Genomic DNA, 21,296 nt, shown 5'->3' with positions numbered 1-21,296 from the left:
GCCAACCCGCGCACAGCTGCCACCCTTACATCGTTTGGCGACGATCAGTGGCAGCTCCTCACATACAGGAGCTTCACCAATGCACGCCCTCAATCCGTCCAAAATTCGCGCCGCTGCACACCGTGCGATGGCTCTCGCCGCTTTACATGCCAACTCCAGCCTCGCTACACGCCTCTCCCGCTACAACGCTCACATGGCCAAAGCCCGCGCGCTCGAAACCTCAGGCGGTGCCCAATGAATAACGCTTTGAGTTTTGCCCTGCCCGAAGACCTGCTCTGTGTGAATCCGACCGCCGAAGCCGGCGTACCTATCGACGCCATCACCTGCGCCATCGACCGCGCTGACTCGGTACTCACGCTGCTGGAAGATCACTTCGAAAACGAATCCTCACGCCTTGCCAATCACGTCATCGCCGCCGTCCTCTGGGACGTACGCGGCACCCTCGGTTTGATCAAAACGCTGGCTATGCACGGTGACAACACTTCGGCCCCTGCGGTGCAGAAAGGCGGTGCGCTATGAGCATTTCCACCACACCGGGCCACGCCACCTTTTCTCGCGTTAATGCCACCGACCTGAAGCTGTTTCGGGTGAATGCCGGGGTACCCGTCGAAGACGCACTGGAGATGGTGTCGCTGCTGCAGCATCACGCAAACCAGCTCAATTTCGACGCTGCAATGAGTGACCACGGCGAGCGTTTCAGTTGGCCCGCCCTGTACCTGGGCGAGATGGCGAAAGCGCTGATCGACGACATCAACGACGCGCTGTTTCTGCCGAGGGCTGACACATGAGCCAACGCTCGAACAACGCTAAACGCCCGAGCTTTGCCGACGTGAAAGCCGCCGCGCTGAAAGACATCGAGCGTGTCTTGTCGCACTGGCTGCCCAACGGCAAGCGCGTGGACGGCGGCAAGGAATACACCGCCCCCAATCCGACCCGTAGCGACAAGCGCGCCGGATCGCTCAAGGTCAATTTGAACAAGGGCACCTGGGCAGACTTTGCCACCGGCGACAAAGGCGGCGACCTGATCGATCTGGTGCGCTATCTGGACGGCGGCACCGATGTTGAAGCCTGCCACAAACTGGCGGACTGGCTGAACGTCGCGCCCGGCGCTGCCAATACCAAAGTCGCCCCGAGCAAGCCCAAGGCAGCAACATGGAACGCCATCCAGCCGATCCCGGCCGAGGCCATGAACAAGTGCCCGGCCAAGCACCGTGATCACGGTGTGCCGTCCAAGGTGTGGATCTATCGTGATGCGCAGGGTCAGCCGCTTATGGCGCTGTATCGCTTCGACCTCAGCCCGGATGCAGACGGCAAGCCGAAGAAGGTCTTTGCACCCCTGACGTGGTGTCAGCGTGCCGATAGCCAAACCCAGCAATGGCGCTGGCAGGGGCTGCCGGATCCGCGTCCACTCCTACGCCTTGATGAACTGGCCCAGAGTGCTGACGCACCAGTGGTTCTGTGCGAAGGCGAGAAAGCGGCCGATGCCGCCGCCGAGCTGTTGCCGACCTACGTGGCCACCTGCTGGCCGAACGGCTCCAACTCCTGGCACAAAGCCGACCTGACGCCGCTCAAGGGACGCGACGTGGTGTTGTGGCCGGACAACGACGACAGCGGTAAAACCTGCATGGCCACCGTTGCCGAAAAGCTGCGCGAAATCGGCGCCGCCTCGGTCCGGGTCATTGCGCTCGAGGTGTTCAAACGAAAGCCGACGCTGAAAAACGACCGTGCCGCGTTTGCCAAGGGTGGTCAATGGCATGAAGGCGACGATGCCGCCGATGCGCTTGGCAAAGGCTGGACCGCCGGCCACTTCGCCGAACTGGAAAGCAGCAGCGAGCTGTTCGGTGTGATCGAAGAAAAACCAGTTGTTGCACAGGTGGAACCCAAGCCGGAACCAGAGCCGGAAGTGAAACCCAAAGCAGCAGCCAAGCGACCGGCAAAATCGAAGAATGACCTGATGCCCGGTGGCTTTCGCCTGACTCCCGAAGGTGTTTTTTATGCCGGCGATGACGGCGAAGCACGCCCGGTGTGTTCGCCGCTGGCAATCCTTGCGCGTACCCGTGACGAGAAGGGCCACAACTGGGGCTTGCTGGTCGAGTTCGACGACCCCGACGGCACCAAGAAACGCTGGAACATCCCGGCGCGCACCATGACCGGCGATTTCGGTAAGGACGTACTCGGCCCTTTGGTGGACATGGGATTGCGTCTGGCTGGCAGTCGTTCGGGGCGCAACGCACGCAACGATTTGCAGAGCTACCTGGGCGGCTTTGACAGTGCTCAACGTGCGCGGCTGGTCACCCGTTTGGGCTGGCATGACAACGCCTTTCTGCTGCCGGAGCAGCAGGTCGGCATACACACGGAACACCTGCACTTCTACGAGGCCGGCGCGCAGCTTCCGCCGATCAGCGAAGCGGGTACGTTGGAACAGTGGCAACAGCAGATCGGCGCGCTGTGCATCGGCAACCATCGCTTGGCATTTGTCGTCGGCGTGGCCTTCGCCGGTCCCCTGCTGAACATGCTCGGCCACGAGTCGGGCGGCTTTCACCTGTACGGCGACAGCTCCGGCGGCAAGACCACGCACCTGCAAGTCGCCGCCTCGATCTACGGTGGGCCGCGTCTGGTGCGCTCGTGGCGCTCCACTGACAACGCGCTGGAATCGATCGCTGCCGCGCATTCCGACGGGCTTCTGGTGCTCGATGAAATCGGCATGTGTGATGCCCGCATCATCGGCGAGACGGTGTACATGCTCGGCAACGGCACCGGCAAGGCCCGCGCCAATGATCGAGGCCAAGCAGGCCGGCAGGTGCAGGAATGGCGCCTGCTGTTTCTCTCCACCGGCGAGAAGACCTTGGCCCAGCACATGGCCGAAGCCAACAAAGAGCTGAAAGCCGGCATGGAGGTACGGATGCTCGCCGTTCCGGCGGATGCCAGCAAAGGCCTAGGCATGTTCGACACGCTCAACGGTTTCGAGGACGCCGCAGCACTGTCCGACGCACTCAAGGCCCGTGTGGCGAACTACTACGGCACGCCGCTCACCGCCTTTCTAACCGCGCTGTGCGAACCCGGCAAACGCCAGGGCTGGGCAGCGATCCTGCGCCGCACGCTGGAAGGCTTTATTGCCCAAGCGCTCCCGGCTTCCGCCAGTGGACAGGCACACCGTGCCGCCGCGCGCTTCGGCCTTGCAGCGGCCGCTGGTGAGCTTGCCACGGCTATGGGCATCACCGGCTGGCCGGACGGCACGGCTACCACCGCCGCTCGGGTGTGCTTGAACGCCTGGCTCCATGAGCGCGGTGGCGCCGGTAACTTCGAGGGCGATGCGATCTTGGCGCGGCTGCGCCAGGTCATTGAGCGCTTCGGCGAGAGTCGCTTCACCCGGTGGGAATCGGCGGCAGCGAAGATCGACGAACACGGCCCGCGCACCATCGACCGCCTCGGCTTTCGCAAGACGCTGGAGCACGGCATGGGCGACACCATGCACACCACCAACACCTACTACGTGCTGACCGAGGCGTGGCGCTCGGAGATCTTTCGCGGCATGAACATCAACGCCGTGAACAAGGAGCTGTTGCAACGCGGCGTGCTGGAACCGAGCAGCGACGGGAAGGCGTCGAGTCTGGTGCGGTTACCCGGTCTCGGTCAGCAACGCTGCTACATCGTGAAGACGATTCCGGGAACGGATGACAGCGAGGCTCGGGCTGCCTGAGGGCAACCCCGCTGATCGAGGTAGCGCCGGCTGACTCCCGGCCTCGCCAGCCGCTCATTCAACCCAAACTCAATTTTTGAAGGAACAAGACAGATGAACGAATTCCAAACCTCCACCGAACAACACGAATTGCTGGCCAGCGATCCAGATGGCCATGAAACAGGGCTCTCGTTGCCCGTAGCAACTGCCGGCGAAGAGAGCAGCATATGCGAGAAGAAGCGGGTGTTGCTGGACGAAATCGCAGACCTGAAGATCCGTCGCGATAGCCTCTTGAGGGAGGCAGCAGAGCACTACGCTCATATAGAACCATTGGAAGCGCTCTTGGAAAACGAGGAGGAACTCGACGCAGATCGGTTGTACGAAACTCGAAAACAGTACAACACCCTCAAAATTCCTTACGACTCCTGCAAGACACGCGCGGGTAATGCAGAGGCTCGGATTCAACGGCGTGAGCAGCTGGTCAATCACGAAACGCTAATGGCGGGTTACACCGATTCGATGGATAACTGGAAAGCCGACGAACAAGAGCTCAACGAGAAACGCCAAAGTCTTAGCACCCGCTTGGCACAGATCCAGCAGCAGGCGGAAGAGGATATGGCCAAGGCCCGGCAAGCCGAAACTGATGCCGCGACCGCCTATGCGCAGGCCGTCGCCTGGGGCGACACCGAGGGCGAAAAGAACGCCAATGCCGACGCGCAGAAAGCCGCGAAAAATCTCGCTACGGCGACCGAACATAATCGGCGCCAACACCTGATCATCACTGCGTTGGAACAGGAACTGGCCATCGTCGACCAGCACATTGCCGAAGCGCAAAGGGAATATCAAACCATCCAGAGAACAGCCATGTCGCTGGCCCGAACAGTGCTGGAAGAACAGTGGAACGAACAAGCACAAGCGCTTATAGATAAGGGCGCCAAACTGTGGGCAGCCGAAGGAATGCTTGGTGGGGAACACCTCACGTTGATGAAGCTGGTGATTCCAACCAAAGGCGAAGACTTCTACAACTGGACCTGGCGTGAGTTGTCGGATCGATCCGGCAATTACAACGTGCAAGACATTCTCTCGCTGTAACGCGCTGAACCACCGAAACAGCCTGCGCAGGTAGGCTGTTTAACCCACACAGGCTACAAAATGATCATTCAATTTGACCTTAGAAACACCCCCAACTGGAAAGAAATACTGAAAGCACGAATAGTGTCCTTAAAAGAAATGATGGAATTCGTGGACAAACCCCGCGTAAAAACGGAACTCGAGACTCTCACTGTAAAATTGATCAAAGCCGAGATCATTAGCATCCGAGAGTTTCTGAAGCTGTCAGAATAGTGCTGAACTTGTGAGCCACCCGAACATTCAAACTGTCATCAAACAAACATAGGAAAAAACCATGTCCAAACTTGCCGAATACCGTCAGCTGGAAAAACACCTGGCCGAGCAAATGCAGGCGCTGGAAGCGCTGAAAAGCGACGGCGCGCTGAAAAAAGAGATTGAATTCGAGACTAAGCTGCGCGAACTGCTGGACCAGTACGGCTTCAGCCTCAAGCACATCATCAACCTGCTCGATCCGCAGAGCACGAAGCGCGCTTCGACACCGGCGGCGACACCTGGTAAACGCAAGCCTCGCGAACTGAAGGCCTACAAGAATCCGCATACCGGTGAAGTGGTTGAAACCAAAGGCGGGAACCACAAGACGCTCAAAGAGTGGAAAACCAAGCACGGTTCCGACGAAGTTGAAAGCTGGGTTCGCAAATAACGCAGGTTGAATAAAAGGCCTCTCAGAGGCCTTTTCTTTTGTTGATCACATCCTTCGCGCCTGCGACCTCACCCTCTAAGAATCATCACCAGCAAAAGGAGTCAACGTTGTGGACACAATGAGCAGACGTGAAATTTGCGTTCTGTTGTCTCGACGCCTTCCCCAATGCACCATCACCTGCTCGATAAATACCGACCGTAGCTTGTCTATCGAAGTGATAGGCCCCGACCAGCGACAATTCACCATCGCGCACATTGATCGCTCCAGCGCAGCTCTACCCATCTGGGCTAATGCTAGGTGCCTTGCCCTACGCCCTCGACTGCTTTCCTGTAGTTCGCTGCAGCCTTCTCGATCATCACTCTGCGCTCCTCACGGGTGATGAAGCCTTCCGCGAAGTCTGGCTCTGCCCTCCCAACCGCTAGAAACGAGCTGCTCCTGGCTGCCCTCCACGATTTTTTCTTAACGACCGCGTCTGCCCAATAGCCGCCGCTCACGGACGTCTGCTTTCGGCCAAAAGCAGACGCCTATGAACGGCTAATGCCGACCCGATACGTAAACTCAACGTTATCTGAATCATGCTAGGTCTTTAGCATGATTTCCAATAAACAGTGGAAGCCACATAAATAATTTCAGTTATACCCGCCACTCCCTCTATACCCCCTAATAATTCATGTGGCTTATATGAGAAGCTTCTGCTCTGGCTCTATATCTTTTTTCTTTAAGAAAAAGACAACTCCCTGCTGAGGCAAAATACCGCCATCTACTCGATAAATCTTTTGCGTGGCGCTATCAATTGTTAGCTTTGAAGGTGATGACATGACGGGGGCAAGATCAAACTCAAAACCTTCTGGATACGTTGCAATTATATCCAGGCCGATAAGTGGTAATTTTGTACCCTGATAATCTGTAATGTCACCTTTATAGACCTGTTGATATACGGTTTTGTATTCAACAAAGCTGCCGGGCGGGATAGTAATGGTATATTCAACTGACGTCTTTCTTCCGTCATTTACAATGCTGATATTCTTTTTAATCGATTTTGATTTATCATAATGAACAAGATGATTGCCATCTGTCGAGGTGCACTCTGCCAGCAAAATATTGTATGGATTTCCGCCAAGTGGATCCAAGTCGAGTCTAACAGGATCACTGACAACTGCCTGACTTAGATTATGCAACTCATACCTGACGGTATGCGTACAGCGTATGCCCTCGTCGCATTTTTCAAAATTATAGACCCACTTGGCCTCCTTCCTAATCACTTTATTCTCTATAATATCTTGCCTGATTACTTTGAATATCTCTTCCGGTATAATTGTTTTAAACAATGAATCAAATACGTTTATATTTATTGCGTCATTTAGCTTATTCAATTCTGCTTCTTTTTCGGTGCGCTGGGCGAGCTCCAGTTTATTGACGATAAAAACCGTAACAAAAATTGCTGCAGCTAAACCATAAAGAAAATTCTTTGCAAGATTTATTATCTGAAGACTCCATGGATATGAAATCTCTTGAAAGCTCTCCGTACTTCCGTCTGACCTTGATATCGTTTTAGTCACCATCTCGAAAGGGGTGTTGGAAGACCAAATATCTAGAGAGAAAGCTAATAGCGTGATCGCTAAGACGATTCCAAAATATGCCGCATGTTTCTTATTCATGAACTCTCTCGCTACATTTAAGCACTTTGAAAAACTAGATTTTTGACAGTGCGCATTCATTGAACTAATTCAATAGCCATTGACACTTAAGATGCGGAACGGTTAAACAATGCCGGTCCGCACTACTACATTAAAATACAGTTTTAAGGCAATTATAATGCGCTCAATGCCGATTCTATGTCTCTCACAGCATATTGAAGCTGGTCCGACAAAGGAGATGCTAAAGCGGGACCTGCCAACGAAACAAACAGTTCCTCATCAAAAAGTGGTGAGCCGGATAACTTCGCTTTCGCAAGCAGAATGGCGAATGCAAAATGACCATATGGATGCGTGCTTTCGAGGTTCGAAACTTCATCCTTAGATAAAGTATTGAGCATTTTTAATCCGAGATCCACCTCTCCCATCTTCAATGCGATAATTGAATAATTGGTTTTATAGATAGCCTTAGATGGGTCTTTATTGTTTGCGGCTTGGTAGTATTCTAAAGCTTTCTGATCCAATCCTAAACTCCCAGCAGTCAATCCTCCAAGATTGTAAATTGGCGCGGTATCAACCCCAAGCTTTATCAATCTTTTAAAGTCAGTGTAAGCAGTATCGAATGAGCGAGTTTTGCGAAGGCCCTGCAATATTTTTACAGCAATTTTTAGACTGAAATGGCATATTGGCGTCTCCTTTTGGCGAACGATTTCTGAAGCTGAGAACCTTGCCAGTTCTATTGTTCCGGCTGAATCCAATTCGATATTATCGGTTTCCTTTATCTCGTCAAAATCACTAGCGCAGAAAATACCGGCGGAAACCTCCAGCGCTGGATACTCTGCAGCAATCTCCTTCGTAAATGCTAATATTTTAGATTCGCTGTAGCTATTATTTTTCCCAGCAATACAGACTGAGCCACTATCTAACACGGCAATAATATTCTCATGAGAAAAGGTGACCTGTGCCCCTCTGTAGAGCCTAGCTAATGCTTTGTTGAGTGCGGCAGTGCCATATTTCTTTAAGAACTCAGCCTCCCGGGTGAACCTGAAAACGACTGCAAAAGGTGGCTCTGAATCATCGGCATGATTTTTTATGAATTCTTGCAAGGTGTGGATATCAAAGCTTCCAATTGAATCATGATCCGAAGATAAATATCTTGAAGTATTAGGCAGAAGATGACCAATACTACCCGCAGGTATCGCCTCTAAGTGCGAGCCAGCATCAAGTTCTATCTTGGCGGTTTCAGACGCATCAATAAATGCAAACGATAGTTCTGGTTGCGTGTTAAAGACGACAATACGGCTGCTTTCGACCCTAGGGTAAGTCCCAAGAGTACGAGTTGTCCTCCCGTCATTTATTGAGAATTTTTTCTTGCCGGTGAATGTAGGGTGGTAAACTTTAAACTCCTGCCCTATGTTAACACCAACATTTGAACCAATATCAATTGCAACCACTCCTGTCCTTAAATCTTGTTCAATGACCCTTCCGCAGCTGGATAATATTTCATCATAAAATATAACTTGATTCCGACCGGCCGCTTTAGCCCTGTAAAGTGCTGTGTCAGCAAGATCAAGCAGTGCTGCAGACGGGTCTTCACTAGGATCTAAATGGGAAGTGCTTATATGAAATGCTACCCCAATACTTGTTGTTACACCACGATCAGGAATAGGAGGAGGTGTCAGCGCAGTCAAGTTGTCACTTTTACAGAGCCATCGCCATTCGATGTCAGTAGGAAGAACTTCATCACATACAGAACATCTAAACTGGTTTGCCCATATTAGAAACTGCTCCTTGGCTGCCCTTGCTGTTATCAATATGAGAAACTCCTCACCTGAAGGGTGACCAATTTCAATGGAAGTTAGCGGCGACGACTCTTGGATTTGTAAAGCACATTTCTCCAAACGACTTCCGAATGTCTTTAATACTTGATCACCATACAAATGCCCCCAAGTATCATTTACCTGTTTAAAATAATCGATATCTAATGCCATTACCGCTAAAGTTTCTGGAAGTTCACTCTCTTGCGCTTCAAAATCAGGAGCTGGCTGATTTCCAATATTACCTAGCCGTGATTTTAGCGTGTCTCTAAATGCGTCTTTAGCTAGCAGATGGGTAAGTGAATGATGAGATACTCGATAAGCGTTTGAGGCACCTTCTTGAATTTTCTCTATAATCAATTTGTATTTTTTGCGAGTTTCCAATCGTGGGGATTTTGTGAAAGTCAAGGAAACTGTCGCATCATATTCTTTGATATAATATCGCGCCGTCAGGCTACTTGCAGCATGGTAAGCAACTAATTCGGCTTTGGATTTTTCCAGGCTTTGAGCTAGAGGTGCAGTAACAGCTCCCCCCTCAAACTCTATCCACTTGTCTTCACTTTTAAAGTGGATAACACATTTGACATTCTGTGGAGAAAGCTCAGTTATTAGCGCTTTATTAAGAGAGATCAACTTATCGAGTTTCATATTTTTCTTTTTCTCGCCATTTTTAAAAATCATGTATTTTTGTTATGAAAAACTGCGGTAAAGAGTGCACCCTTCCGATTTTGTGCTGATGGCAAAAGGCTGCCACAAATTTTCTTCTGGCGCTATTCAATTAGTATTCGTCCTTGTTTTGGATGACGTATCAGTCAATAGACTGACTAGATTTGAGCGCTAATAATGACTCTTATTACCCCTTCATCGAGCAGCGGCTTATAACGGGAATGAGTTGTCGATCTACATTTGCTTATGAGCGAAATCTGCTTAGCAAAGCCTCTGCCATGATTCGAAAAAGATCCTTTGGGAACGGCAGCTATTGGCCGAGGCTGTGTAAAAACGTTTTTCAGCGCGACAGGCACTCAAGCCCGGACTGAGAATCGCGCTTCTACGTAAAATCCGCACCTGCTGACGTGCCGATAAATTTCAGATTCGACGTAAACGAGCACACTCCGATTTTGGCGAAGCGTTTTTACACATTCTGGGCCGGTAGCGGTCACTTGCCGATGTCCGCTTCTGGCGGAAAGCGGTCGCTGGGATTGGATGCAGTAGCCGCCTTCCCCCCCAACTGATTGGCTAAAGTCTCAAATCATCTGCGCGGCGAAGCAATTTTTATGCATGCCGTATCTAAGCCTCTCTGCTGTGGCCGCATGAGCTAGGCTTTGCGAAACCCTTATTTCCAGGATGGATCGCATGCCAAATAACTCAGCTTCTAATATCGCCACCGCTGACGCCCTGACATTGCTCCTGCACAACCAGCATGCACTGGCGGCGGCAATCGAGGAGGTTGCCGTTTGGCTTGCAGCCAGTGGCGCAGCAGTCGTTGCAGATAACGCTGTGATGGCTATGGAGACCTTGGACACAAATGCAAAAGCGATCACAGATGCGATTATGCGGATACGGCAATCTTAATCTCGCCGTTACTGGCAGCAATCGGCCAGAAGCAGTTCTTCGAAGTGTCTAATGAAGAAGGACCGACTCATGGTCCATTTGACTAGAGCGAGTACCAAATCTTTCATTAGTCGAAAAAAAACCGCCCCTGCCGAAGCCAAGGCGGTTCACAGCTCGACCTTAAGGCAGGTCGTCTAAGCGGTCACGCAGCAATTCATAGACGTGATAAACACGCGCACAAACCACCACGACATCCCACGCATGTTTCAAGAACTTGAACATGCTTGGCCCTCCCGTAGTTGGGCCAGCCTCCAGCGCGCTTATCCCGGAACACGCACGCTTTTCGGAACACACCAAGCGTTCCCTATGAGGTGGCTAAGCCATTGAACTCTCGGTTACATCCGGCACGGATTCCTAGGCCCGTGTAGAGAGTCGCAACTCGCGTCAGTACTGACTAGCAGCTCCCAGTCGGCTGTGCGCGAATCTGGCCCGATGTTAACCAATTTATTCCAGCTCCGGGGGGCGCAGTGGCGCACAACTCGACATAACACCAGAGGCTTTTTGGTCCGAAGGTAGGATTTACGGGGCTTCGGCTGGGTTTAGTTTTTTAAATATTTTTTTCACGGGTATAAGTTTTGGACAAAAAACAAACAAAAAGCTGCCAGCCCTTACCCGCCGGGCTCTTCTGCGCGTCGTCATCGCAAAGATGGCGGGCGGCCATCAGACCGCCAATCGTTAATTATTGCCACCAGTAGTGCCACCTGTGTAAGCTCCTTTCACACCAAGCGTTCCCTGTGAGCGAGCCATGTCGGCCCCTAACCGGAATGGCAGAAAAAACCGCCTACCTAAGGCGGTTTTTTTTGTCTGCGATTTGCGAATCCCATGTAAAAGCTAACGTTTTTTCCAATCAGTTGTATTAAAGGTCGAAGATTCCAGCTGAATCGCCCTTAGTTTATAGACGAATGATCACCGCTTGTGGCCGTATGCGGTCGCATGGGAATGTCCGTTTCTGGCCGTTAGCGGACTCGGAAGCGACCGCTTCTGGCCGAAAGCGGCCCGTTACGACTGCTGACTGATCGCTGGCAGAGCGGCCAAACTGATGATTACAGCCCGTTAATCGCATCAATTGGGCGGACTGGGAGTGGGGAATTACCTGGTCTCCTGCGCATGGACATGACCTCCTCCGTCCCTCTTTCGAGCATCGGAGCGTTACACCAGACGGCAGAGTTACACGCCTAAATGTTTGTGTACGCAGCCGATGTAACATCATAAATAATCAATAAATACAGTTACTTAACAACCATCGTTACACCAGTTACACGAGTTACACCGCATTTTTGAGGGGTACATACCCCCACACCCCGTAAGCATCAATCCCACCAGCGAACGTCAGGTGTATCTCCCGCAGTGTGCCGGGGCCCCTGAGGTTTTCTTCGAGACACGGGGTCGGAAACCCGCGGGATCTTGAGACTGGCTGATTTTTTTGCATTGGTTGACAGGTTGACACGGTTGACGACCGAAGACGTGTGGAATCATCGACACTACAGGCCATCGTTACCGAAGCGGTAACGATGGCCTTTTTTCAACGAAATACTTTCGATTTCAATGATCGAAATTCAATAAGCTCGAAGTCGTGCTGCTAACAAGATCCCGCGGGTTTCCGGCCCCGTGTCCTTCAGATAGTCCCAGGGTCCCCGGCGGCTTTCTGGCGACTGATTGCTTTCTGCCATGTTGCAGCTAACCTCCACCACTGCTAGCCATCGCGATTTCAGCCCGTACGGCACACATGGTTAGAACATTTGAGTCATTACCGATCCGACACACGGAAGCGAGGACTAGCATATGCCATCATTTATCGTGAATAGAAACGTTCAAGCAAATGGCGACTACGAAGTGCACAACACGACGACTGGCTGTCAGTTCATGCCGTTGCCTGCCAATCAGGCATCGCTGGGAAGTCATACATCGTGCTTTGGTGCTGTAAGCGCCGCTCGAGCGGCTAACCCCACCCTAAGGATTAATGGTTGTTACTATTGCTGCAATCCTTGCCACACCAGCTAGATTCTCGATTAACGATAGGGGATTTTTAGCCTACATCTGAGATTGTGCGATCATAGGGCCAAGCAAGCTGTATCCCTACGTGTATCCCGAACCGTGAAATCTGGCTGTAGGCCACGGATTACATGGAAGACTACAGTCTCCCTCGGGCACCAAAATTAGAAAAGGTCTTGCTTAGCAAGGCCTTTTTTTTCGTCTGTCGGAAAGTGCCGCTGGCTCTCCGGCGAGATCTCACACAGGTTCACAACATGGAAACGTCACTGGAAACCGTCGCCCTGTTCTCCCTCAAACTCGCGTACGAGGAAGAAGGCCTGAGCCCGATTCTGCGCGATGACATGGTCATGGGCGACTATCAGAAAGACGTGTTCGAACTGCTGGTGCGCCGGGGTGATGTCGAGACGATCCAGTTCAAGATGAACGAGTGCCTGGCGCTGGCGATGGATGCGTTGGGTGGCGTCGAGAAACCGTTGGGGCGGGAACTGCACAAGTTGTCGACCGACTTCAGTCAGGCGCAATCGCTGGAGCAACTGGATCAGCCGCTCCTCGCGCTCAAGGGTTATTTGAAGGACATTCTTTAAGCTACGCAGATGAAGAAAGTGGCGCGCAGCTTCTATTTTGATATCTTGCCGTCCACTCGCCAGAGGCCGGTCAACCGCCTCTGTTATCGCGCACTCGGGAGTAAACCAAAATGGATGCTGTGTTGTGCTTGCTGGTGATGGCTGGAACCTGGCTGTGGGTAGTGAAGCAACGGGGTGAGTGGAACCTGTTGCTTGCCAACCTTGCCGGCGCCGGAAGTGGCGTGGTTACCGGCATTGTGTTCACGCTGATTTACGACGCAATCATTGGTACGTCGATGGCGACACCCAACCTGAATCACAGTCTGTTGGTGTTCATCACCAGCGCGGGCGTTCTGGCGGGGGTATGGCTGTGGATTGCCAATCGCCGTCAACCCGAACATCCGGTTGCACGTCAGTTGCTCGGCGCGGTGTGTGGCCTGGTCGCCGGCATGGCGACCCTGCTGTTTCTGGCGGTGAATTATTTCCCCCACACGTGACAGGACGGCGTGACTGCTTTGCAGTCAGCGCCGAGCCTTCAACACCCGAATATCCGTCGCAAACCCATCCGCACCGACAATTTTCTTCCAGCCCACATATTGGAACTCGCCCCGCTCATCGATGTAATCGCCCTTCTCCACCGATCTGCCGCCGACGATCGCCACACGCTTTTCCTCGCCACACCCGCCATCCGACGGCCGCACGGTGTAGATCACATACGGCTTCACATACTGCGTGGCGCGAAAGTATTGGCCGCAGACTTCATCGACGGTAATCAGCATGGTTTTCAGGCGCGCTTCGCCGTCCATGTCTTCGTGAAGTTTGAGGAAGGAGATTTCGCCGACATCGCTGTAGCCGAGTGAACGGGCCCGTTGGTATTCGGGGGAGTTCTGGTGGGCGATGCGGCCTTGCTCCGCGGCCTGGTTCATTCTGTCGGCGAACTCGGCTTTGCCACGGGCAATCATCGCATCGGCCTCGGCCGCCACGTTTTCGCATTGAGCGAATTCCCGGGAGGCGAGGTACTGGGGCGGCAGGTTCGGGCGGTGCTCATTCATGCTCCCTTGGCTGTTCTCCAGATCGCCCATCACCTCAAAGGCACCGGGCACGCGACCGCTTTGGACGTCGGCCATTTTTTCCTGCATGCGCTGACAGTTGGCGAGGTAATACTTCCAGCTGTTTTCCGGGTGCTCTTTCCAGGCGGCGAATGCCGGAGTCAGCGTGGTAGCAAAGACGAACGCGCAAAACAGACGGCAGGTTTTGAGAGCAGGCATGAGTAGTCCATTACGGAAATGAAGTCAGTGGCGCGACGCTACTATTTTGCTATCTTGCCGTCCACTGTCGACCAAGGTGCCAAGGGCCTGATCAACACCGATTCCGAAGGAAGAATGCGATGGAAATAGCCGTTATGTTTTTTGCCTGGGCGGCCATGTGGGTATGGGTTGTCAGGCAGCGTGGTGCCTGGAATCTGATCCTCGCCAATGTGCTCGGTGCCGCCAGCGGCATGATGGTAGGCGTGGTGGTCTCGGAGTTTTACATTCGCCTGTTCGGGGCGGACCGGCCGCCCATACCCGGGCTCATGGGCACAGTGCTGCAGATGCTGACAACCGCTGCGGCGCTGGTGGGTGTATGGATGCTGGTATCCCATCGATCGCAGGTCGAACATCCTGTTGCGCGTCAGCTACTGGCAGGTCTTTGCGGCACCGTGGCCGGCCTGACAACATTTATGTTTTTTGCACTCAAATAATTTTACCGGCGTTGAATGCGATGGTTGCTGTAGCAGCGGATGTCTATTTTGCTATCTTGCCGCCCATCTCAGCACTGCGTGCGCTGAATTCAGGTTTTGCAGGTTTAAGGAAAGGATCGAATGGAGTTTCTGCGTTTTCTGGCATTTGTCGCGGCCTGGGGTTTCATGTGGCGCTGGGTGGTGAAAAACCGCGGCAGCTGGAATCTGTTTTACGCCAACCTGGTCGGTGTCGCGGGCGGTTTCATTGTTTCGATGGTTGTGCTGGCGATCACTTTTTCATTGTTCCCTTCGGCGCATCGCTACGAAGCCGCGCAGACTGAAAACGTCGTGGCGCAGCGGGAAGCCGAGCCGACCTCGTTGCTGCCGGAAGCCGAGGCGGTTGCGAGCCCTGCTGCGCTGAAAGATGCTCCGGTGTTTGCCGCTATCGAGCCGGACAACAAGCCCTCTCCAGCGGATTCCGCGTTGCTGCCGAACTATGCCAGTCGCGCGCCGAAGACGATGTCGGTGCAAACCGTGATCGACCAGAGTGACGATGAGGGGCGCAAGGCCCTGACGGCGCTGAGCAAAAAACTGCGCGCCGACGTCCAGGGCGACAAGTCGATGCTCGCGTATGTCATGTGCAGCCCGTTCGTGACCAGCACCTTGCGCTTCCCCGCGTCTGCCCGGTTTGCCGACAGCAAAAGCCTGACGCCGCAACGCTTCAAAGATCAGGTTTACACCTTCAGCAACACCGTCACCGCACGGAACATGAATGGCGACGATGTGAAGTACCGCTTCGACTGCTCCGTACAGGAACAGCCAAGCGTCGACGCGACACCTGCCGAATGGCGCCTGTTGGCGCTGAAGCTGGAAAAAACAGGCTCTTAAGCCTGGTTTAAGGGTTCGAGGCGCTGGCTGCGCTATCATCGCCGGCCTGTGTGCCTTGAGCTTTTCCCCCGATGCCTCCGACACCTGATGACCTGAGCCCGTTGCCCGCTGTTCTGGCCGGGCCGTTGCTGCGACGGCTGGAACCGACGCGCATCGTTCTTTGGCTGGTCGGCAGCCGCGAGCTGTCGCTGACCCTGCGCCTGCAAGGCGTAGGGAACATTCCTCTCGATAGCGGGAAATGCAACGTCATTCCGGTAGGCACCCGGGCGTTTGTTCACCTGATTGACGTTCCGCTGGAAACCGCCCTGCCCTGCGATACCCGCATCGACTACGACCTGTTGATCGATGGCCAGCAGCCCATCGCCGACTGGGCGCCACACCTGCTCTACGACGACGCCACCAGCCCGAACTTCGTCCTGCGCTCGCGCATCGACCAGTTGCTCCATGGATCCTGCCGCAAACCCCATCACCCGGCAGCCGACGGCCTGCTCTGTGTTGACCGGTTGCTGGACGCCGAAACCGATCCGCAGCAACGTCCCGCCCTGTTGATGATGAGCGGTGATCAGGTTTACGCCGACGATGTGGCCGGTCCGATGTTGCGGGCGATTCATGCCTTGATCGAGCGCCTCGGTCTGTTCGGTGAACACCTCGAAGGCGCAGTAGTCAGCGACAGCGAGAAACTCTACGAACACCCCGCCAGTTACTACCACCGTGCGGATCTGCTGCCGGCACTCGAGAGCAACGAGACACTGCGCGAGCGTTTCTTCGGCGGTGCGCGCAAGCCGATTTTCACCAGCAGCAGTGCCGACAATCACCTCGTGACGTTTGCCGAAGTCATGGCGATGTATTTGCTGGTGTGGTCGCCAACACCCTGGACACTGGTCAATCCGCAACCACCGGCACTGACGCCTGAACGCCTCAAGCGCTACGCCCTCGAGCGGACCCGCATCGACGATTTCAAGGTCGGCCTCGGCCAGGTGGCCCGGGCATTGGCGCATCTGCCGAGCCTGATGATCTTCGATGACCACGACATCACCGATGACTGGAACCTGTCCGCGCAATGGGAGGAAACGGCCTACGGCCACCCGTTCTCCAAGCGCATCATCGGCAACGCGCTGATCGCCTACATGCTGTGTCAGGGCTGGGGCAACAATCCGGATGCATTCGGCGCAGTGCTGGAGAAAACCCGCGGCCTGAGCGCCAGCGGTGACGACCGCTATCTTGACACTCCCGTGCAGGACGAACTGATTGAGGAACTTCTGCGCTTTCAGCAATGGCATTTCGTAATGCCAACCAGTCCGGCGCTGGTGGTACTCGACACCCGAACCCGACGCTGGCGCAGCGAAATGGCGCTCAAGCAACCGTCGGGTCTGCTGGACTGGGAAGCCTTGAGCGAACTGCAGCAGGAACTGCTCGACCATCCATCGGCGATCATCGTCTCGCCGGCACCGATCTTCGGCGTGAAGCTGATCGAAACCGTGCAGCGAGTGTTCAGCTGGTGCGGTTATCCACTGCTGGTGGACGCGGAAAACTGGATGGCCCATCGCGGCGCAGCTCAGGTGATCCTGAACATTTTCCGACACTCGCGTACACCGGGCAGTTACGTGGTGCTGTCAGGCGACGTGCATTATTCCTTCGTCTACGAAGTCCTGATCCGACACCGCAAGGCCGGCCCTCGCATCTGGCAGATCACCAGCAGCGGCATCAAAAACGAGTTCCCGCCGACCCTGCTGGAATGGTTCGACCGTCTCAACCGCTGGCTCTACTCACCACGCTCGCCGCTCAACTGGCTGACCAAACGCCGCCGCATGCGCATCGTTCCGTATGTGCCGGAACACGCCGAAGCGGGTGAACGGCTGTGGAATTCGGCGGGGATTGGTCAGGTGTTTTTCAATCAACAGGGACAGCCGAACGACATCATCCAGCACAACGCGAATGGCGCACCGAAGACCCGGATGCTGGCGCCGGATTTGTCGGACTACCCTGATTAGAAAATCTCACGTAGACAGTGAGAGGGATGGCAGGCTCGTCGGAATCAGCTTACAGAAGACCCAGAAACGTCTCGATGAGACTTCGGTGATACTCAGCACACCGCAGGCAGTCCGTCTGTGGCACAACCACTGATAGGTATCGCCTTGTCATCCTGTACTCGTTTCTGAACGTTCTTTGCATCAAGCGAGGTGTGAAATGGACACTATCAACTACACCACAGCTCGTGCGTACTTGGCTGAAACCATGGATCGCGTGAATGAAGACTGCGCCCCACTTCTGGTAACCCGTCAAAAAGGCGAGCCTGTAGTGATGATGTCTCTGGCCGAATATAACGCGCTGGAAGAAACGGCTTATCTGCTGCGCTCTCCGGCCAATGCCGAGCGCTTGATCAAATCGATTGGCGAAATGCGCGCTGGAAAAGCCAAAGTCAGGCAACTAATTGAAGAATGAAAATCCAGTTCACGCCAACGGTCTGGGAAGACAACTTATGGCTTCAGCAAAACGATAAGGCCGGTCTCAAACGAATCAATCTTCTGATCAAAGCGATCCAGCGCCAACCCTTTGAAGGCTTGGGTAAACCGGAGCCGCTCAAGCACAACATGAGCGGCTTCTGGTCACGGCGGATAACTGCCGAGCATCGCCTGGTGTATGCAATCGTAGACGGCAAAATCTGCGTCATAACTTGCAGATTTCACTACTGACCGAAGGATGAGACATGGCTCAGGGAACGGCCAACTCCTCTGACAATCATCCCCACCTCTCGCTCATCAATCGTCAGCGGCGGCAGCAACCGGATCGTCTTGCCGCGCGTGACGTTGATCAGCAGTCCATGATCCCGCGCGGCAATCAGTGTCAGGTCGCGGATCGGCTGTTTGAGTTCGATGCCGATCATCAGCCCTTGCCCGCGAATCGCCAGCACATTCGGATTGTCCGCCAGCTCTGCACGCAAGCGGGTCAGCAGGCACTCGCCCTGGACCCTGGCATTTTCCAGCAGGCCTTGTTCCTCGATGATCTCGAGCACGGTGCAACCCACCCGGCACGCCAGTGGATTGCCGCCGAAGGTGCTGCCATGGCTGCCGGGGGTGAACAGATCGGCCGCCCGGCCCCGTGCCAGGCAGGCGCCGATCGGCACGCCGTTGCCCAGGCCTTTGGCGAGAGTCATGACGTCGGGAACGATGCCTTCGTGCTGGAACGCGAACCAGCGACCGGTGCGACCGATGCCGGTCTGGATTTCGTCGAGCATCAGCAGCCAGGCGTGACGGTTGCACAATTCACGCAGGGCCTTGAGGTAGCCGGGCGGCGCCAGTTGCACGCCGCTTTCACCCTGAATCGGCTCGACCAGAATCGCCACGATTCGCTGGCCATGCTTGCGCTGTACCTGCTCCAGCGCCTCAAGATCGCCGAACGGAACCTTGACGAAATCCCCGGGCAAGTCATTGAAACCCAGGCGCACCGCCGGGCCATCGCTGGCGGACAAGGTGCCGAGAGTACGACCATGAAATGCGTTGGCCATCACCACCACCAGCGGCTGTTCGATACCTTTGCGCCAGCCGTACAGACGCGCCAGTTTCAGCGCGGTTTCGTTGGCCTCGGCACCGGAGTTATTGAAAAACGCTCGCTCCATCCCCGCCAGCTGCGTCAGCTTCTGCGCCAGCGATTGTTGCCAGTCGATGCTGTAGAGGTTGGAGGTGTGCAGCAGCAATCCCGCCTGCTCGCTGATCGCCGACACGATGCGTGGGTGCGAGTGGCCGACATTGGTCACCGCCACGCCCGCCACCGCGTCCAGATACTCGCGGCCCGCCTGATCCCAGAGTCGGGTGCCCAGGCCTTTGATGAAGCTCAATTCCAGCGGTTGATAGGTGTTCATCAGGGCGGCGGTCATGTCGGCAAACTCCAGCGAGGTGAGAGGTGCTGGCAGTATGGTTATCCATCTGAACTGGATAAACTCGGCAAAACTTCAATCATTTAAAAGCCTGGTTTGATAATGGATCTGTTCCAGTCGATGAGCGTGTACGTCAAGGTTGTGGAGTCCGGCAGCATGACGGCGGCCGCCTTGCAGTGCGAAATGTCCACGACCATGGTGGGCAATCACCTGCGGGCGCTGGAGCAACGGCTCGGTGTGCAATTGCTGCAACGCACCACCCGCCGCCAGCGGCTGACCGAGTTCGGCAGCGTTTACTACCAGCGCTGTCTGGAAGTGCTCGGCCTGGTCGCCGACTCCGAACGCCTCGCTGAACAGACGCTGGATGAACCGCGCGGCATTCTGCGGGTTACTGCGCCGCTGACCTTTGGCGTCGAACGCCTGGCCCCGGCGCTCAGTGAGTTTTCCCTGCAATGTCCGCAGGTCAAACTCGATGTGATCCTGACCAACCGCCGTCCGGATCTGCTGGAAAGCGGTCTCGACGTGGCCTTCCGATTGGGCCATTTCGACCAGTCCAACCTGATCGCCCGCCCGCTGATCGACTACACCCTGACCGTCTGCGCCTCCCCGGAATACGTGGCCCGACGCGGCATGCCGCTCACGCCTGAGGAACTGCGTCAGCACGACTGTCTGTCCTTCGCCTACCCCGCCGGCGATGACTGGCAATCGGTGGAAAAACAGTGGCGCCTTAGCGGCCCCGACGGAGAAATCATGGTCGACGTCAAAGGCCCGATGCTGATCAACAGCTCCGCCGGCCTGCATCAGGCCGCGCGCACCGGCATGGGCATCGTGATGCTGCCGGACGCGCTGGTGGAACAGGATCTGCGCGACGGCAGACTGGTCGTCGTGATGCCTGACTACCAGCCGCCGAACCGCCCGATGCATCTGCTTTACGCGCCGGATCGCTATCGGCTGCCGAAACTGCGTCGCTTCGTCGAATTCGCCATGCAGATGTGGGGCAGACCCTGATCGGATTGAAAAGCCGACGATCATTTTGACAGAGGCTATGATTCAGCTCTCCTTTCCAGCATGGATGCTGCGCAATGCTCACGATTCTGCAAAACACTCCGCTACGGGTTTACCTGATTTTTCTGCTGGTGGTTTATTTCGGCATCAAGTCGTTTTCTCCCCGACGCGAAAGCCGTGCCTCTATGCTGATAACACCCCCGGCGTTTTTGGCGTGGTCGTTGTATTCACTGAACCTGTCGATCAACCCGGCCTTGTTTTTCAGCACCTGGCTCGGCGCGCTGTTGCTGGGCGGCCTCTCGGCCTGGCTGGTTTTCTCTCGGCGGGGCGTGGTGCTCGACGACTCCGCGACAGGGCTGATCATGCCGGGCACGGTAAAAATCCTGATCATGTACCTGATGTTCTTTTCCGCGAACTACTACTTCGGTTACCAGCATGACGTGAATCCGGAGCTTTCCGCGTCCCCGGACATGCTGCTGCTCAAAGCCTGCATTGCGGGCTTCATGTGCGGCCTGATCGGCACCCGTTCTCTAAAGCTCTACTGGACGCTGCGTGGCCTGACGTCCCGGCGACTACCGGAGAACGCTGTCGCCAATGATTGAGACAAGGCACGCGCAGTGTCTGGTTGCTCATCACAAATCATCCGGACAAATAATCGGCACCACCGGCCCCTTGCTCCGTGACAACGCCGCCGCGCTCCCCTAAATTAGTCGGCCTGAAAAAGCCCCCAGCGCTTTCTCGT

At 55.0% G+C, this 21,296-nt stretch carries 19 protein-coding genes; 15 read left to right on the top strand and 4 right to left on the bottom strand.

Annotated features, from left to right (window positions below; all coding sequences use genetic code 11):
* Window positions 1-234 precede the first annotated feature (234 nt).
* From CAF77_RS22300 to CAF77_RS22275, 5 genes are all read left to right on the top strand, one after another.
* On the top strand, window positions 235-519 hold the full coding sequence (locus CAF77_RS22300; RefSeq protein ID WP_085655303.1) for a hypothetical protein: 285 nt from the start codon (window positions 235-237) through the stop codon (window positions 517-519).
* A complete protein-coding gene (locus CAF77_RS22295) occupies window positions 516-788 on the top strand; it encodes a DUF3077 domain-containing protein (protein WP_085655302.1) in 273 nt (90 codons plus the stop codon). Before CAF77_RS22300 ends, CAF77_RS22295 begins: the two co-directional genes overlap by 4 nt.
* On the top strand, window positions 785-3,700 hold the full coding sequence (locus CAF77_RS22290) for a DUF927 domain-containing protein (RefSeq protein WP_085655301.1): 2,916 nt from the start codon (window positions 785-787) through the stop codon (window positions 3,698-3,700). Before CAF77_RS22295 ends, CAF77_RS22290 begins: the two co-directional genes overlap by 4 nt.
* 228 nt (window positions 3,701-3,928) lie before the next feature.
* Window positions 3,929-4,771: a chromosome segregation protein SMC gene (locus CAF77_RS22285; RefSeq protein ID WP_085655325.1), complete on the top strand. Its 843-nt coding sequence runs from the start codon at window positions 3,929-3,931 to the stop codon at window positions 4,769-4,771.
* Window positions 4,772-5,084: 313 nt separating this feature from the next.
* Window positions 5,085-5,450: a histone-like nucleoid-structuring protein, MvaT/MvaU family gene (locus CAF77_RS22275; RefSeq protein WP_085655299.1), complete on the top strand. Its 366-nt coding sequence runs from the start codon at window positions 5,085-5,087 to the stop codon at window positions 5,448-5,450.
* 677 nt (window positions 5,451-6,127) lie between these two features.
* Here the strand turns inward: CAF77_RS22275 and CAF77_RS22265 are convergent.
* Both CAF77_RS22265 and CAF77_RS22260 read right to left on the bottom strand, forming a co-directional pair.
* On the bottom strand, window positions 6,128-7,108 hold the full coding sequence (locus CAF77_RS22265) for a hypothetical protein (protein WP_085655297.1): 981 nt from the start codon (window positions 7,106-7,108) through the stop codon (window positions 6,128-6,130).
* Between the two features lie 152 nt (window positions 7,109-7,260).
* The gene (locus CAF77_RS22260; RefSeq protein WP_085655296.1) at window positions 7,261-9,582 is read right to left on the bottom strand and encodes a GGDEF domain-containing protein; all 2,322 of its coding nucleotides are present in this window, start codon (window positions 9,580-9,582) and stop codon (window positions 7,261-7,263) included.
* A gap of 672 nt (window positions 9,583-10,254) precedes the next feature.
* On the opposite strand from CAF77_RS22260, the gene CAF77_RS22255 reads away from it, so the two are divergent.
* The 3 genes from CAF77_RS22255 (at window position 10,255) to CAF77_RS22240 (ending at window position 13,564) form a co-directional block, all read left to right on the top strand.
* Entirely contained in the window at window positions 10,255-10,473 is a 219-nt protein-coding gene (locus CAF77_RS22255; RefSeq protein ID WP_085655295.1) for a hypothetical protein, read from the top strand.
* Between the two features lie 2,285 nt (window positions 10,474-12,758).
* Window positions 12,759-13,088, top strand: coding sequence for a hypothetical protein (locus tag CAF77_RS22245; protein ID WP_007956700.1), 330 nt, complete (start codon window positions 12,759-12,761; stop codon window positions 13,086-13,088).
* Window positions 13,089-13,198: 110 nt separating this feature from the next.
* On the top strand, window positions 13,199-13,564 hold the full coding sequence (locus tag CAF77_RS22240; RefSeq protein WP_085655293.1) for a hypothetical protein: 366 nt from the start codon (window positions 13,199-13,201) through the stop codon (window positions 13,562-13,564).
* Between the two features lie 24 nt (window positions 13,565-13,588).
* Here CAF77_RS22240 and CAF77_RS22235 read toward each other — a convergent pair whose 3' ends face one another.
* Window positions 13,589-14,335 (bottom strand): hypothetical protein, encoded by a 747-nt coding sequence (locus tag CAF77_RS22235; RefSeq protein WP_085655292.1) that lies wholly within the window; start codon window positions 14,333-14,335, stop codon window positions 13,589-13,591.
* Between the two features lie 119 nt (window positions 14,336-14,454).
* Between CAF77_RS22235 and CAF77_RS22230 the strand changes: the two genes are divergently transcribed.
* The 5 genes from CAF77_RS22230 (at window position 14,455) to CAF77_RS22210 (ending at window position 18,368) form a co-directional block, all read left to right on the top strand.
* Window positions 14,455-14,808, top strand: coding sequence for a hypothetical protein (locus CAF77_RS22230; protein WP_085606881.1), 354 nt, complete (start codon window positions 14,455-14,457; stop codon window positions 14,806-14,808).
* 120 nt (window positions 14,809-14,928) lie between these two features.
* Complete coding sequence (locus CAF77_RS22225) at window positions 14,929-15,675, top strand: hypothetical protein (protein ID WP_064383934.1); 747 nt, start codon at window positions 14,929-14,931, stop codon at window positions 15,673-15,675.
* A gap of 71 nt (window positions 15,676-15,746) precedes the next feature.
* Window positions 15,747-17,666 (top strand): alkaline phosphatase D family protein, encoded by a 1,920-nt coding sequence (locus CAF77_RS22220; protein WP_085655291.1) that lies wholly within the window; start codon window positions 15,747-15,749, stop codon window positions 17,664-17,666.
* 196 nt (window positions 17,667-17,862) lie between these two features.
* A complete protein-coding gene (locus tag CAF77_RS22215) occupies window positions 17,863-18,117 on the top strand; it encodes a type II toxin-antitoxin system prevent-host-death family antitoxin (protein ID WP_064383936.1) in 255 nt (84 codons plus the stop codon).
* Window positions 18,114-18,368 carry a Txe/YoeB family addiction module toxin gene (locus CAF77_RS22210; protein ID WP_064383937.1) on the top strand — a complete coding sequence of 85 codons (255 nt, stop codon included), beginning with the start codon at window positions 18,114-18,116 and terminating at the stop codon, window positions 18,366-18,368. Before CAF77_RS22215 ends, CAF77_RS22210 begins: the two co-directional genes overlap by 4 nt.
* Here CAF77_RS22210 and CAF77_RS22205 read toward each other — a convergent pair.
* A complete protein-coding gene (locus tag CAF77_RS22205) occupies window positions 18,362-19,549 on the bottom strand; it encodes an aspartate aminotransferase family protein (protein WP_085655290.1) in 1,188 nt (395 codons plus the stop codon). The genes CAF77_RS22210 and CAF77_RS22205 overlap by 7 nt on opposite strands.
* Window positions 19,550-19,651: 102 nt before the next feature.
* Between CAF77_RS22205 and CAF77_RS22200 the strand changes: the two genes are divergently transcribed.
* Window positions 19,652-20,557, top strand: coding sequence for a LysR family transcriptional regulator (locus CAF77_RS22200; protein WP_007956710.1), 906 nt, complete (start codon window positions 19,652-19,654; stop codon window positions 20,555-20,557).
* Window positions 20,558-20,631: 74 nt separating this feature from the next.
* Window positions 20,632-21,156, top strand: a complete 525-nt coding sequence (locus CAF77_RS22195) for a DUF6622 family protein (protein ID WP_064383939.1) — start codon at window positions 20,632-20,634, stop codon at window positions 21,154-21,156.
* The last annotated feature ends 140 nt before the right edge of the window (window positions 21,157-21,296 follow it).

It is taken from the genome of Pseudomonas sp. R15(2017), from assembly GCF_002112685.1.
Classification (GTDB): domain Bacteria; phylum Pseudomonadota; class Gammaproteobacteria; order Pseudomonadales; family Pseudomonadaceae; genus Aquipseudomonas; species Aquipseudomonas glycinae.
The sequence above is the reverse complement of the archived record's forward strand: the minus strand, read 5'-3'. Positions and strand labels throughout refer to the sequence as shown.

Bases quoted from the DNA above. Each gene is read 5' to 3' on its own strand.
- CAF77_RS22300 (WP_085655303.1), top strand. From the start codon at position 235: ATGAATAACGCTTTGAGTTTTGCCCTGCCCGAAGACCTGCTCTGTGTG.
- CAF77_RS22255 (WP_085655295.1), top strand. From the start codon at position 10,255: ATGCCAAATAACTCAGCTTCTAATATCGCCACCGCTGACGCCCTGACA.
- CAF77_RS22205 (WP_085655290.1), bottom strand. From the start codon at position 19,549: ATGACCGCCGCCCTGATGAACACCTATCAACCGCTGGAATTGAGCTTC.
- CAF77_RS22295 (WP_085655302.1), top strand. From the start codon at position 516: ATGAGCATTTCCACCACACCGGGCCACGCCACCTTTTCTCGCGTTAAT.
- CAF77_RS22210 (WP_064383937.1), top strand. From the start codon at position 18,114: ATGAAAATCCAGTTCACGCCAACGGTCTGGGAAGACAACTTATGGCTT.
- CAF77_RS22265 (WP_085655297.1), bottom strand. From the start codon at position 7,108: ATGAATAAGAAACATGCGGCATATTTTGGAATCGTCTTAGCGATCACG.
- CAF77_RS22245 (WP_007956700.1), top strand. From the start codon at position 12,759: ATGGAAACGTCACTGGAAACCGTCGCCCTGTTCTCCCTCAAACTCGCG.
- CAF77_RS22260 (WP_085655296.1), bottom strand. From the start codon at position 9,582: ATGATTTTTAAAAATGGCGAGAAAAAGAAAAATATGAAACTCGATAAG.
- CAF77_RS22220 (WP_085655291.1), top strand. From the start codon at position 15,747: ATGCCTCCGACACCTGATGACCTGAGCCCGTTGCCCGCTGTTCTGGCC.
- CAF77_RS22235 (WP_085655292.1), bottom strand. From the start codon at position 14,335: ATGCCTGCTCTCAAAACCTGCCGTCTGTTTTGCGCGTTCGTCTTTGCT.
- CAF77_RS22195 (WP_064383939.1), top strand. From the start codon at position 20,632: ATGCTCACGATTCTGCAAAACACTCCGCTACGGGTTTACCTGATTTTT.
- CAF77_RS22200 (WP_007956710.1), top strand. From the start codon at position 19,652: ATGGATCTGTTCCAGTCGATGAGCGTGTACGTCAAGGTTGTGGAGTCC.
- CAF77_RS22225 (WP_064383934.1), top strand. From the start codon at position 14,929: ATGGAGTTTCTGCGTTTTCTGGCATTTGTCGCGGCCTGGGGTTTCATG.
- CAF77_RS22275 (WP_085655299.1), top strand. From the start codon at position 5,085: ATGTCCAAACTTGCCGAATACCGTCAGCTGGAAAAACACCTGGCCGAG.
- CAF77_RS22215 (WP_064383936.1), top strand. From the start codon at position 17,863: ATGGACACTATCAACTACACCACAGCTCGTGCGTACTTGGCTGAAACC.
- CAF77_RS22240 (WP_085655293.1), top strand. From the start codon at position 13,199: ATGGATGCTGTGTTGTGCTTGCTGGTGATGGCTGGAACCTGGCTGTGG.
- CAF77_RS22290 (WP_085655301.1), top strand. From the start codon at position 785: ATGAGCCAACGCTCGAACAACGCTAAACGCCCGAGCTTTGCCGACGTG.
- CAF77_RS22230 (WP_085606881.1), top strand. From the start codon at position 14,455: ATGGAAATAGCCGTTATGTTTTTTGCCTGGGCGGCCATGTGGGTATGG.